The sequence below is a fragment of the Parasphingorhabdus sp. genome (genome assembly GCF_965233695.1).
Taxonomy (GTDB): Bacteria; Pseudomonadota; Alphaproteobacteria; order Sphingomonadales; family Sphingomonadaceae; genus Parasphingorhabdus.
The window spans coordinates 951,989-964,115 of record NZ_OZ247497.1; the positions used below are offsets into that span (position 1 = coordinate 951,989).

General features: G+C 57.5%; 11 protein-coding genes. 6 read left to right on the forward strand and 5 right to left on the reverse strand.

The window, feature by feature from the left end; translation table 11 throughout:
* Positions 1-96: 96 nt before the first annotated feature.
* Together cutA and ACO6S1_RS04405 are read right to left on the reverse strand one after the other, a co-directional pair.
* Positions 97-447 carry a divalent-cation tolerance protein CutA gene (gene cutA / locus ACO6S1_RS04400; RefSeq protein WP_422345117.1) on the reverse strand — a complete coding sequence of 117 codons (351 nt, stop codon included), beginning with the start codon at positions 445-447 and terminating at the stop codon, positions 97-99.
* On the reverse strand, positions 417-1,487 hold the full coding sequence (locus tag ACO6S1_RS04405; RefSeq protein WP_422345118.1) for a COX15/CtaA family protein: 1,071 nt from the start codon (positions 1,485-1,487) through the stop codon (positions 417-419). The genes cutA and ACO6S1_RS04405 overlap by 31 nt, the downstream gene beginning before the upstream one ends.
* Positions 1,488-1,629: 142 nt before the next feature.
* Here ACO6S1_RS04405 and ACO6S1_RS04410 point away from each other — a divergent pair, with 142 nt between their 5' ends.
* The 3 genes from ACO6S1_RS04410 to dxs all read left to right on the forward strand — a co-directional run bounded on the left by ACO6S1_RS04410 (position 1,630) and on the right by dxs (position 4,869).
* Complete coding sequence (locus tag ACO6S1_RS04410; protein WP_422345119.1) at positions 1,630-2,037, forward strand: MerC domain-containing protein; 408 nt, start codon at positions 1,630-1,632, stop codon at positions 2,035-2,037.
* A gap of 327 nt (positions 2,038-2,364) precedes the next feature.
* Positions 2,365-2,823, forward strand: coding sequence for a Fur family transcriptional regulator (locus ACO6S1_RS04415; protein WP_422345120.1), 459 nt, complete (start codon positions 2,365-2,367; stop codon positions 2,821-2,823).
* A 114-nt stretch (positions 2,824-2,937) separates the two neighbouring features.
* Positions 2,938-4,869 (forward strand): 1-deoxy-D-xylulose-5-phosphate synthase, encoded by a 1,932-nt coding sequence (gene dxs, locus ACO6S1_RS04420; RefSeq protein ID WP_422345121.1) that lies wholly within the window; start codon positions 2,938-2,940, stop codon positions 4,867-4,869.
* Between the two features lie 260 nt (positions 4,870-5,129).
* Here dxs and ACO6S1_RS04425 read toward each other — a convergent pair whose 3' ends face one another.
* Positions 5,130-7,460 (reverse strand): S8 family peptidase, encoded by a 2,331-nt coding sequence (locus tag ACO6S1_RS04425; RefSeq protein WP_422345122.1) that lies wholly within the window; start codon positions 7,458-7,460, stop codon positions 5,130-5,132.
* A 111-nt stretch (positions 7,461-7,571) separates the two neighbouring features.
* Here ACO6S1_RS04425 and ACO6S1_RS04430 point away from each other — a divergent pair, with 111 nt between their 5' ends.
* Genes ACO6S1_RS04430 through ACO6S1_RS04440 form a run of 3 tightly spaced genes read left to right on the forward strand, consistent with a single transcriptional unit; the run spans position 7,572 to position 10,551 of the window.
* Entirely contained in the window at positions 7,572-8,255 is a 684-nt protein-coding gene (locus ACO6S1_RS04430) for a pyrimidine 5'-nucleotidase (RefSeq protein ID WP_422345123.1), read from the forward strand.
* A complete protein-coding gene (gene dapD / locus ACO6S1_RS04435) occupies positions 8,252-9,088 on the forward strand; it encodes a 2,3,4,5-tetrahydropyridine-2,6-dicarboxylate N-succinyltransferase (protein ID WP_422345124.1) in 837 nt (278 codons plus the stop codon). Before ACO6S1_RS04430 ends, dapD begins: the two co-directional genes overlap by 4 nt.
* Positions 9,089-9,099: 11 nt before the next feature.
* On the forward strand, positions 9,100-10,551 hold the full coding sequence (locus ACO6S1_RS04440; protein ID WP_422345125.1) for a carotenoid oxygenase family protein: 1,452 nt from the start codon (positions 9,100-9,102) through the stop codon (positions 10,549-10,551).
* Between the two features lie 165 nt (positions 10,552-10,716).
* On the opposite strand, the gene ruvB is transcribed toward ACO6S1_RS04440, so the two are convergent.
* Both ruvB and ACO6S1_RS04450 read right to left on the reverse strand, forming a co-directional pair.
* Positions 10,717-11,742, reverse strand: a complete 1,026-nt coding sequence (gene ruvB, locus ACO6S1_RS04445; RefSeq protein ID WP_422345126.1) for a Holliday junction branch migration DNA helicase RuvB — start codon at positions 11,740-11,742, stop codon at positions 10,717-10,719.
* A complete protein-coding gene (locus tag ACO6S1_RS04450) occupies positions 11,739-12,122 on the reverse strand; it encodes a hypothetical protein (protein WP_348300355.1) in 384 nt (127 codons plus the stop codon). Before ACO6S1_RS04450 ends, ruvB begins: the two co-directional genes overlap by 4 nt.
* Positions 12,123-12,127 lie beyond the last annotated feature (5 nt).

Consider the following 12,127-nt stretch of genomic DNA (forward strand, 5'->3'; position numbering starts at 1 on the left):
GCTGGTGCCCGGCCTTGGTGAGGGGCTATTGGCGCCGTTTTCGCTTCAAGTCAAGCGAAACTGCGGTTTTGCTGACGGGTATAATAATACCCTCTTCTATAAAGCGATCTGTTCGGAGAGCCATTTTGCATAAGCGGGATCGCTTTGATCAGCGGGCCAGCTCAAGATAGCGGGCGTATCATAACTATGGAGCGTTTTCAGGCGCTGCATCGCCGCTTCTGCCTGTGTTTCCAGCGTTTTGAGAAGCACGGGATATTCCTGTTCCTCGCAAAATTCCCCCTCCCAGACATATTGCGAGACCGCGGGCGCAAAATGATTGGCGCAGGCTACCAGCTTTTCCTCGATCAGGGTTCTGGCGACCTGATTAGCCTCTGTGCTGGACCCGAACACGGTGTAGATCAGGCTGGGCTTGCCGGTCATGCCACGACCGGATCGGGGTTTTGACATCCCAATATATGGATACCCCATGCCGTTGCGGCCACCACCAGCGCGCCAACCGCCTGATGCAGCACCGCCAATGTAATATCCATACCCGTCATAACGGTAGCAATACCAAGGAGTATCTGAGTGCCGAACGCGCTGTGAATGGCAATCGAAGCCATGCGCGACCGACTGCGGACTTTGCGGGCCAGCACAATTAGAAAGCCGACCGTAACCCACGCCCACCAGCGATGGATGAAATGGGTCAAATAGGGATCATTGTTTACTGCCGCCCATGCGCCAAGGGTAAAATCAATGCCTTCGGGTATGAAATTGTCGTTCATTAGCGGCCATGTGTTGGAGACATAGCCGGCGTTAAGGCCAGCGACATAGGCGCCAAACAAGAGCTGCAGGAAGAGTACCAGAGCGACAACGAGGCCAAAGCTGGTCATTCGGGCCGGTTTGGTCGCCCCGCCTGCAAGCCGTCTCAGATCAAGTGCCGTCCAGACCAGACAGGACAGAATGAATAGCGCCAGCAACAAATGGGTTGCGAGCCGGAAATGGCTGACATCGGTCAGTTCCGACAGGCCGGAACTGACCATCCACCATCCGATAAAGCCCTGCAGACCGCCGAGACACAGCAGACCGGTGAGGCGCCAGCCATAGCCTTCGGGAATGGCGCGCTTTATGGCAAAATAGAGAAACGGAAGCGCAAAGGCCAAGCCGATTACCCGGCCCAAAAGCCGATGAATCCATTCCCAGAAATAGATGAACTTAAAGTCCGCCAGTGTCATGCCTGCCGGGCCGGTAATTTCGATATATTCCGGTATTTGCTTATATTTTTCAAATTCTGACAACCAATCCGCATCACTTAGTGGCGGAATCGCGCCCATTATCGGTTTCCACTCGGTGATCGATAGGCCCGATTCGGTCAAACGGGTAATGCCGCCGACAATAACCATGATGAACACCAGAAAAGCGACGGATAACAGCCAGTTGGCGACCGCAACCGGACGAGCCCGGTTCAGCGCGCCTTTGGTGGGGAGAGGTTCGACAATAGTGCTCATGGCGAGCTATGTGATGACAAAATCATGGCCTGACAAGAGAAACGGGTCAAAAATCCGCGTAAATCCGGAAATGATATGTTGTATCTTAACACTGCGCAGCCTATATCTGGTGAAACACTCAAACGTAATGGATAGCTGAGTCGTGTTTACGACGTCGAACCTTTGGAACAAAGACGGCCTTTTGGGCAAGGATGGATTGTGGGACCGTATCGCGGTGCTCGTCTCGGGCCTTTGCCTGGTCCATTGCATCTCGACGATGCTGTTTGTCGCTGTCCTGTCATCGGCGGCAGGCGCTTTGCTTGATCCTATTGTTCATGAAATCGGTATTGGTGTCGCCATCGCGCTGGGCCTGTTCACGCTGGGCCGCGGTGTGCTGGATCATGGCTATATCATGCCAGCGGCGATTGGCGGGCTTGGGCTTGGTATCATGGCTGGCGCTATCACCATCGGCCACCAAGGCGATCATGGCGGAACGGAAATATTGTTCACGATGGTTGGTGTCGGGATACTCGCGCTGGGCCACGACCTGAATTACCGCGCAACGCATTAGTTTATTTAACCTCAGGCGCCGGGCGCGGGCATCCGCCCGCCTGGCTTTCCTCGCATAGCTCGGGCGCGCGGGCGCGCTTGCCTCCGCTTCGCGTCGGTTCAACGCGACCTTTAGAGGTTACGGCTTTAGTTCCAACTTCAAGAGCATCGTCCGAGCATAGCGAGGCAAGGCCGACCGGCCGCCGCGCCTTATGGCGCGTAGCCAAGGGCCCGGATGGGCCCGCCCGGCGCCTGAGGTTCAATAAACAACTCCGCGCCCGGCGCCTGAGGGAGTAAGCAAAGACTCCCTACTCTTGCCCTCACCCTCAAAAATCCCTAAATCACCCCTATGGGAAAACATGATCATCACGAGCATCACGGTGCATCTCTCGCGGATGCGGCACGCCATAATCTGGAAGCATCCGGCGAAAAATGGACCGAAACGCGCGCTGCGATTTTTGAAGCGCTGTCGGGTTTTTCGCGGCCAGCCTCGGCCTATGATATAGCCGAGCTGGTATCGACTGCTCGCGGAAAGCGCGTGGCGCCCAATAGCGTTTACCGGATTCTCGACCTGTTCGTTGCCAAAAACCTCGCCATGCGGGTGGAAAGCGCCAATGCCTATCTCGCCAACAGCCATCCCGGTTGTGAGCATGATTGCATCTTTCTGGTGTGCGACACATGCGGGGAAGCGACCCATATTGACGATGATGCCTTGTCATCAAAAGTGCGGGATGTAGCGCAAGAACAAGGGTTTAGTTCGATACGCCCGGTCATTGAAGTGCGCGGTGTCTGCCAGAAATGTAGCTAAAGGCACTTTTTTGCAGATCAGATAAGGCTGTCAGCAAATATTCATGGCCTTTCTGCTGAATGTTCGACATTAGCGGCCAATATCGCTAAAGCTGGGACGAAACAGGGAGTATACATGTCAGGCCCAAAAACACCGCTTCTGGATACAGTATCGCTTCCTGCGGATCTGCGAAAGTTAAAGCCCGAGCAATTGCGGCAATTTGCCGACGAATTGCGCAGCGAAGTTATCGACACTGTTTCGGTAACCGGCGGCCATCTGGGCGCGGGACTGGGCGTGGTCGAGCTGACCACCGCGATCCATTATGTATTCAACACGCCCGAGGATCGCCTGATCTGGGATGTCGGCCATCAATGCTATCCGCACAAGATCATCACCGGCCGCCGCGACCGTATCCGCACCTTGCGTCAGGGCGGCGGACTATCCGGCTTCACCAAGCGCAGCGAAAGCGAATATGATCCGTTCGGCGCTGCCCATAGCTCGACATCGATCAGCGCAGCCCTGGGCTTTGCCGTCGCCAATAAAATGGCTGGCAAACCGGGTCGCGGCATTGCCGTGATTGGCGATGGCGCGATGAGTGCCGGCATGGCCTATGAAGCGATGAACAACGCGCAGGCCGCTGGTAATCGTCTGGTCGTTATTCTCAATGACAATGATATGTCGATTGCGCCACCAGTTGGCGGTCTGTCCGGCTATCTGGCGCGGCTGGTATCCTCCAGCGAATATCTCGGCATCCGCAAATTTGCGAGCAAGATGACCGCCAAGCTGTCCCGCCGCGTCCACAAGGCCACCGCCAAAGCCGAGGAATATGCCCGCGGCATGGCGATGGGTGGCACTTTGTTTGAAGAACTCGGCTTTTACTATGTCGGTCCGATTGACGGCCATAATATGGACCAGCTGATCCCGGTGCTCGAAAATGTCCGCGACAATGCCGAAGGACCGGTGTTGATCCACTGCGTTACCGAAAAAGGCAAAGGCTATAAATTTGCCGAAGAAGCTGCGGACAAATATCATGGCGTCGCCAAATTTGATGTCGTCTCCGGCAAGCAGGACAAGGGTCCGGGTGGCGGACCGCCCGCTTATCAGAATGTCTTTGGCGAGACCTTGGCAAAGCTCGCTGATACCGACCCGCTTATCTGCGCCATTACCGCAGCCATGCCATCCGGCACCGGCGTCGACAAGTTTGCGCAGGCCCATCCCGATCGCGCCTTTGATGTCGGCATTGCCGAGCAGCATGGCGTAACCTTCGCCGCTGGTCTGGCCGCGCAAGGGATGCGTCCCTTTGCCGCGATCTATTCCACCTTCCTGCAGCGCGCTTATGACCAGGTCGTGCATGATGTCGCGATCCAGAATCTGCCGGTGCGCTTCGCGATTGACCGGGCGGGCCTTGTTGGCGCGGATGGCAGCACCCATGCCGGATCGTTCGACATCACCTATCTCGCAACTTTGCCCAATATGGTGGTAATGGCCGCTGCTGATGAGGCAGAGCTAGCCCACATGACCTATACCGCCGCGCAATATGACGACGGCCCGATCGCCTTCCGCTATCCGCGCGGCAATGGTACGGGCGTTGAAATACCGGAAAAGCTTAAAAAACTGGAAATCGGCAAGGGCCGGATTGTGCGCGAAGGCAGCAAGGTTGCCATCCTGTCACTCGGCGCGCGTCTCGGCGAGGCGCTGAAAGCCGCCGACCGCCTCGATGCCAAGGGGCTGAGCACCACGGTTGCTGATCTGCGCTTTGCCAAACCGCTGGACGAAGAACTGATCCGCAAATTGCTAACCACGCATGAAGTGGCAGTGACGGTCGAGGAAGCCGCCGTTGGCGGTCTTGGGGCGCATGTATTGACGCTGGCGTCCGATACGGGCCTCACCGATGCAGGTCTCAAAATCCGCACCATGCGCTTGCCGGATGTGTTCCAGGAACATAACAAACCGGATGTGCAATATGCTGAAGCGGGTCTGGATGCCGACGGCATTGTCGAAACCGTGCTGAAGGCGCTGCGTCACAACAGCGCGAGTGTGGCAGAAGAAACGGGCGCGCGGGCTTAATCTATTTGACCTCAGGCGCCGGGCGCGGGCATCCGCCCGCTTGGCTTTCCTCGCATAAGCTCGGGCGCGCGGTCGCGCTTGCCTCGCTGCGCTCGGTTATCTGACACAAGGTTGACGCCGAACCGACGCAAAGCGGAGGCAAGGCCGACCGGCCGCCGCGCCTTATGGCGCGTAGCCAAGGCGACGGATGTCGCCGCCCGGCGCCTGAGGTCAAATAAATTAAGCCCGCGCCCGGCGCCTGAGGTCCAAAAAGAATCCCCTCAAAATTTCAGCTGAAACCGCACTGCTCCGCCAAAATCATCATTGAGCGCTTCAAAATGCCCGGGCTCTTGCCGCCAGAACAGGTTGGTATTGAGATACCCGCCCCAAAGCGGCGTCGCATAAGCCAGTTCGCTGACCAGCTCGCGGCCTTCCGGCGCGAGATTGAGCGTCCGCTGACCAAATTCCGTCTGCAGGGTGTCATAGCTGTAACCGACCGGCAGATTGAGATTGAGCCCACCCGACGATACCCGCAGCGGTTGCGCGAAACGCAAAGCGATCTGGTCAGAGCTATCGAATAATCCCGCCTTACTGATATCAGCTGCGAAACTGGATGTTTTGAGCGTCCCGCCGGTGACCAGACTGGCGCTATCGACCTGCGTCCAGCCCTGTCGCCAGCTTGCCCCGGCGCGCCAGCCATTGCCGATGTCATATCCCGCGCGACCATCAACAAACCAGCTTTGCGCGCCGCGTGCACCGATGGTATCGACAAAACGCGAGCCCAATATGCTGTCGCCTTCGCTGAGCCAATTCGCGGCGATGCTGAAGGACGCCGCGCCGATTTCGCGATCTAGGGCAAGGCCGAGGCCGCTGAACCGATAGCGCTCACGATCTAATCCGGTCAGATCATCCAGTCTGCTTTCGCCTGAATCCAGGCGCGCTGTTCCACTTTCCGCGCTTGCAGTCAGCCCGAAGCCAGCAATTTCCTGGCGCACCGCCAGCGCGCTTTTCACGTGTCCGGTAAAGCCGCGCTCGCTGGTCGGCGTTGGCGCGACCAGAAAGGCTGGCGAACGAGCACCCTGCATCTGCGCGACCAATCCGCTCGAACTTTGCCGGAAACCGAACGCCACTTTCATTTCCGGCGAGACTTGCGTCATCACCGAAGCCGCCAACATCCGCGCCTTGCGGGCATTGCTGTTCGACAGAGTGAGATTATCGCGGTCGATCAGTCCCACCGGCGTACGTCCGATATTCACGGCGATTTGTACGCCAGAGCTGGAGGCGGTCATATTGCGACGATCGCCGCTCAGCGCGCCGGTTAACTTATATTCCGGCACCGCGACTGTCAGATCATGCGCCAAGTTGAGCGCAAACGCGCGGTCAAAGCCATCCAGAATAACAGCGCCAACATTCTGCCCTTGCAGCGCGGCGTCGCCCATCGCTGCCGAGGTTTGGCCACCGGACGCGGTCAGATCAACCGCAACTTTACTCCCCGCCAATGAGGCCTGGCCCTGCGGCTGAAAAGCGGCGGCTATATCAAGCACGCCGCGGCCATAGATCGCATCGGTGCCGGCAACGCCGGCATCGCGCGCGCTGGTCAGCAGCAGATCGACAATCTGCGCGCCGGTCAGATTCGGAAAGGCCTGCGCGAGCAACGCGACGGCACCGGAAATTTGTGGTGCGGAAAAGGACGTGCCGCTCCATAAGAAAGCGGTTCCGGCATTATCATCCGCCTGCACCCGCTCGCCCAAGGCGGTCAGGAAATTGGCGGACTGCGCGCCGGCGCGGTTGCTGAATGAGGAAATATTTTCACTGGTACCAACCGAACCGGCGATGATGACGTGACCATTCCCGCTATCCGCAATCCCGGCAGCGAAACCATCGGGTGTTGCAGCGCCATCATTGCCAGCGGAAACGACCACCACGACGCCTGCGGCAGCGGCATTGGAAATGGCGTTGCGGACCGTGCTGGAAATATCGGGACCGCCAAGCGAAATATTAACGACCCGGGCGCCGGTAACCCGCGCCTGATTGATCGCCGATGCAATTGCACCGCTATTATGACTGCAGCCGTCATCGTCGGGATCATCGGGATCGTCCATAGCGCACGTGCCCGGACTATCCGTGCGCAGAACCAATAGGTCGCTGTCAAAGGCGATGCCATGGATGTCTATGTCATTCTTGCCTGCCGCGGCTACCGAGGCCACGGCTGAGCCATGGCCGCCCTCATCGCCAATGCCGCGACTGCCGGCAAAATCCTGACTGTCGGGATGGATACGGCCGGCAAATTCAACACTGTTGGGATTAATTCCGCTATCAATCACGCCAATGATAATCCCGTCGCCCGTCGCGCCCGAATTATAGGCATCAATAGCGCCATGCTGCGTTGGCCCGTCAGAGCGCCGAAATTCAGCTGTATCAAAAGATGTCGGGGTTGGAGTCGGTGCAGGCGTGGGGGTAGGATTGGGAGTGGGAACCGGCGGTGCGGCCGGCGGGGTCGGTGCTGGGGCAGGAGCAGGGCGAGAGCCACCGCCGCCACAGGCAGAAAGCAGAATCAGCGGCAACAGCGCTGTTCCCAGAAAATAGCCGCGACCCAACCGATATGTTTTCATATTTACGCACTTCCCCGATTACACGATAGTGTATAAGCAACCGCTCTTACCTACAGCTTAACAGCGATCAATGCTTGCCCGAACGCGGCGGAGTGATTAGTCGCTTCGACCATGCCACCGGATTTTTCTCATGTCGATCACTGGATATTTGATCTGGACAACGTACTTTACCCGGCCGAGTGCGATCTATTTTCGTTGATCGATATCAAAATGGGTGAATATATCCAACGCACGTTGGATGTTGACCACATAGAAGCGCGCAAGGTGCAGAAAACCTATTTTCATGATCACGGCACCACTTTGGCGGGACTGATGCATCATCACGATACGAACCCACAGGATTTTCTGGACTATGTCCATGATATCGACATGAGCCGCCTGTCCCGAGCACCGGCACTGCACAGCGCGATTGCCGCGCTGCCCGGTGAAAAACTGGTCTTCACCAACGGCGACCGGCCCTATGCAGAGCGGGTCTTGGAAAATCGCGGTCTCGGCGGGTTGTTTGACCAGATACATGATGTGCTGGCCACCGACCTTATCCCCAAACCGGAAAAAGCGGCTTATGACAGCCTTATCAAGACCACCGGGATTGATCCAAAACGCTCATTATTTGTCGAAGACATGGCGCGCAATTTGCGTCCGGCGAAAGATTTGGGCATGACCACCATCTGGGTCAATACCGGTTCGGAATGGGGCGCGCGCGATCATGCTCCGGACTATATCGATCATGAAATTACCGACTTGGAAAGCTGGGTAGCTGGCCTCTCATCGAACAGGGAAGAAACATCGCTATGACGACAGAATTGCAAAAAGCCATTGAAACCGCCTGGGACAAACGCGACTCGCTGAGCATCACCAGCCAGGGGCCGGAGCGCGAAGCCGTCAATGCCGCCCTCGCCAGCCTCGACAATGGGTCGGCGCGTGTCGCGGAAAAGCAGGGCGACAAATGGGTCGTCAACCAATGGCTGAAAAAGGCCGTGCTGCTCTCTTTCCGGCTGAACGACAATCAGGTCATCGAAGGGCCCGGCGGCGCAAACTATTGGGACAAGGTGCCGAGCAAATTTACCGACTGGGGCGAGAACCGTTTCCGCGAAGCCGGGTTTCGGGCAGTTCCCGGTGCGGTCGTGCGCCATGGTTCGCATATCGGACGTAATGTTGTGCTGATGCCGAGTTTCGTGAATATCGGCGCTTTCGTCGATGACGGCGCGATGATTGACACATGGGCCACCGTTGGCAGCTGCGCGCAGATCGGCAAGAATGTCCATATTTCCGGTGGCGCCGGCATTGGCGGCGTTCTCGAACCCCTGCAGGCTGGCCCCGTGATCATCGAAGACGGCGCGTTTATTGGCGCGCGCAGCGAAGTCGCCGAAGGTGTGCGTGTCGGCGAAGGCGCAGTGCTTTCCATGGGTGTTTATCTCGGCGCATCTACCAAGATAATCGACCGGGTAACCGGCAAGGTTCACATCGGAGAAGTTCCGCCTTATGCTGTCGTTGTGCCGGGCGCGACACCGCCTAAAGCCAATATTGACGGCGTGCCCGGCCCGTCACTTTATTGCGCGGTGATCGTCAAAACCGTCGACGCGCAAACGCGCTCGAAAACAGGCATAAACGAACTGCTGAGGGACTGATGAACATACCGGTGAACCAGATTAAGACGACGCTGGGGGCGAATGACCATCCCTATCGCAATGGCGCCTGGACACCGGTTTTTGAAGAGCTGGAAGCGGACAGCCTCGAAGTCATCGGTACGATCCCGGCGGATATAGACGGCGTATATGTCCGCAACACCGAAAATCCGGTGCATGACAGTATCGGCCGCTATCATCCTTTTGACGGCGACGGGATGATCCACGCGCTTCGCATCAAGGACGGCAAGGCCAGCTATCGCAACCGCTTTGTCCGCACCAAAGGCTTTGAGGCAGAGCAGGCCGAAGGTGGCCCCCTATGGGTCGGAATCATGGGCAGACCGTCCGATTCCAAGCGGCCCGGCTGGGGCGCCCATGGCAGCGTCAAGGACAGCAGCTCCACTGATGTTGTCGTCCATGCCGGAAAAATCCTCTCCACCTTTTACCAATGCGGCGAAGGCTATCAGCTCGACCCGGAAACACTGGAAACTTTGGGCACGGCGGACTGGGTTCCGGAAGACGGTATTTCGGCCCATCCCAAAGTGGATGAGAAAACCGGCGAGCTGCTGTTCTTTAATTACAGCACCGAAGCGCCCTTTCTTCATTATGGCGTGGTCGGTCCGGATGATCGACTCAGACATTCCATTCCGGTAGAACTGCCCGGCGCGCGTCTGCCGCATGACATGGCGTTCAGCGAAAACTATGCAATTTTCAACGACTGCCCGCTCTATTGGAAACCGGAGCTGATCGAACAGAATCTCTATGTCCCTTCTTACCATCCCGACGAACCGACGCGCTTCGGGATCATCCCGCGCATGGGGCAGCCGGAAGACATTAAGTGGTTTGAAGCCAAACCAACCTATGTTCTCCACTGGGCCAATGCCTTTGAAGAGGGTGATGAGCTGGTGCTCGACGGCTATTTCCAGAACCAGCCAGTGCCTAAGCCGCTGACCGATTTCCCGGCGGGCTATGAAAGCATGGGCGCGAGTATCGATCTGCACAGTTTTCAGCCCGAACTGCATCGCTGGCGGTTCAATCTGAATACCGGCGAGACGCGGGAAGAGACTTTATTCGACGACTATCCGGTCGAATTCGGCATGATCAACCAGCAAGCGGCGGGCGGGCCCTATCGCTATGTTTACAGCGTCACGGGCCATCCCGGCTGGTTCCTGTTCAACGGTCTGGTCAAACATGATCTGGAAACCGGCACGGCGGAACGTCTCTATTTCGGCGATGACCGCTTTGGTTCGGAAGCCCCGTTTATTCCGCGTGCGGGGGCGGCCGAAGAGGATGACGGCTATCTGATCAGCTTTATCACCGACATGGCGCAGGACCGCAGCGAGTGCATCATTGTCGATGCAAAAGACATTTCAGCCGGACCGGTCTGCACAATCATCCTGCCGCATCGGATCAGCAGCGGAACGCACGCGACCTGGGCAGATGCGGGGCAGATTGGTGCGGTCTGACTCCTCTCCCCTTGAGGGAGAGGAAACGGAGACTTGGCAGCTTGCCTGCCTAGTCGAGTTGGAGAGGGGTCTGGCTTGGCGCTTCCTCTCTACCCCTCACCAAGATTTTCTAGCATACAAGTTTGCAAGCAAATCTGTCCTCTCCCTCAAGGGGAGAGGTACGGGTTAATCAAATAGCTGCCCGTCCACTTCTTTGCCGGCAGGTGGCTTCAGCCCCAGATGCTGCCAGCCACGATCGTTGAGCGCGCGGCCTCTTGCCGTTCGCGCGACGAGGCCGAGTTGGATGAGATAAGGCTCGATCACTTCTTCAATCGTATCGCGGGGTTCGGACAGACCGGCGGCCAGCGTTTCGACACCGACAGGCCCGCCTTTGTATATATCCGCAATCATATGAAGATAGCGGCGATCCATGGCGTCAAGACCGATGCTGTCGACCTCCAGCCGGGTGAGCGAGGCGTCGGCGGTTTTCTGGTCCACCATGGCCGTGCCCGCCACATTGGCAAAGTCCCGCACCCGGCGGAGCAGGCGACCAGCGATACGCGGGGTTCCGCGCGCACGGCGCGCGACTTCGGTGGCGCCATCAGGCGCGATACCCAGATCCAGCAATTTGGCGGCGCGGTGGACGACCTTTTCCAGCTCCTCGACGCTGTAGAAATTGAGCCGCACCGGAATCCCAAAACGATCGCGCAGCGGCGTGGTCAAAAGCCCCTGCCGCGTGGTCGCACCTATGAGCGTGAATTGCGGTAGATCAATCCGCACGCTGCGCGCCGACGGCCCCTCGCCGATGATCAGGTCGAGCGCCCGGTCTTCCATCGCCGGATAAAGCACTTCCTCGACCACCGGATTGAGCCGGTGAATTTCGTCGATGAAAAGAACATCGCCTTCCTCAAGATTCGTCAGCAGAGCAGCGAGATCGCCGGATTTGGCAATGACCGGCCCGGATGTCGCGCGAAAACCCACGCCCAGTTCCCGCGCGATAATCTGCGCCAGCGTGGTCTTGCCCAGACCCGGCGGGCCAAAAAACAGCGTATGGTCCAGTGCCTCGCTGCGGCTTTTCGCCGCCTCGATAAACACACGCAAGTTGGATCGCGCCGCTTCCTGCCCGATAAATTCGTCGAGCGATTTCGGGCGCAGCGCAGCATCGATATCTTCGACTTTGCGTTCGGGATCGGAGAGGCGGTCTTCGTTCATTCCGGAAAACTCAAATGCAATGGTACAACTCTATCACTAGCAAGGTAATATGGATCGCCACCAAATAGATCAACGATCCAGTCAAGCCAACTTCGTTCAAACACATCAGCCACGAACTTTTTCGGATCCTTTGAACGCAGGTCCCTTCTCACAGCCAAATAGCCGACTTCACGGCCAAAGGTAGTGCAAGATGAAAAATCATCCGGACTGACTGAAATTGTATTACCTTTTAGTTCTGCTGGCCCTTCCAGAACCCGAACTCTGACAGTCCAAGATTTGGGCAAGTATTCCGTTATTTTCCCCCTTATCATCGTGGTATTGCCAGAAGCATCTGACGGCTTGGATTTGTATATCATCGCCTGCGGAACTGGCTCAGCCATGCATG

Bases quoted from the DNA above. Each gene is read 5' to 3' on its own strand.
- ACO6S1_RS04430 (WP_422345123.1), top strand. From the start codon at position 7,572: ATGCCACCGGATTTTTCTCATGTCGATCACTGGATATTTGATCTGGAC.
- ACO6S1_RS04425 (WP_422345122.1), bottom strand. From the start codon at position 7,460: ATGAAAACATATCGGTTGGGTCGCGGCTATTTTCTGGGAACAGCGCTG.
- ruvB (WP_422345126.1), bottom strand. From the start codon at position 11,742: ATGAACGAAGACCGCCTCTCCGATCCCGAACGCAAAGTCGAAGATATC.
- dapD (WP_422345124.1), top strand. From the start codon at position 8,252: ATGACGACAGAATTGCAAAAAGCCATTGAAACCGCCTGGGACAAACGC.
- ACO6S1_RS04415 (WP_422345120.1), top strand. From the start codon at position 2,365: ATGGGAAAACATGATCATCACGAGCATCACGGTGCATCTCTCGCGGAT.
- dxs (WP_422345121.1), top strand. From the start codon at position 2,938: ATGTCAGGCCCAAAAACACCGCTTCTGGATACAGTATCGCTTCCTGCG.
- cutA (WP_422345117.1), bottom strand. From the start codon at position 447: ATGTCAAAACCCCGATCCGGTCGTGGCATGACCGGCAAGCCCAGCCTG.
- ACO6S1_RS04450 (WP_348300355.1), bottom strand. From the start codon at position 12,122: ATGGCTGAGCCAGTTCCGCAGGCGATGATATACAAATCCAAGCCGTCA.
- ACO6S1_RS04405 (WP_422345118.1), bottom strand. From the start codon at position 1,487: ATGAGCACTATTGTCGAACCTCTCCCCACCAAAGGCGCGCTGAACCGG.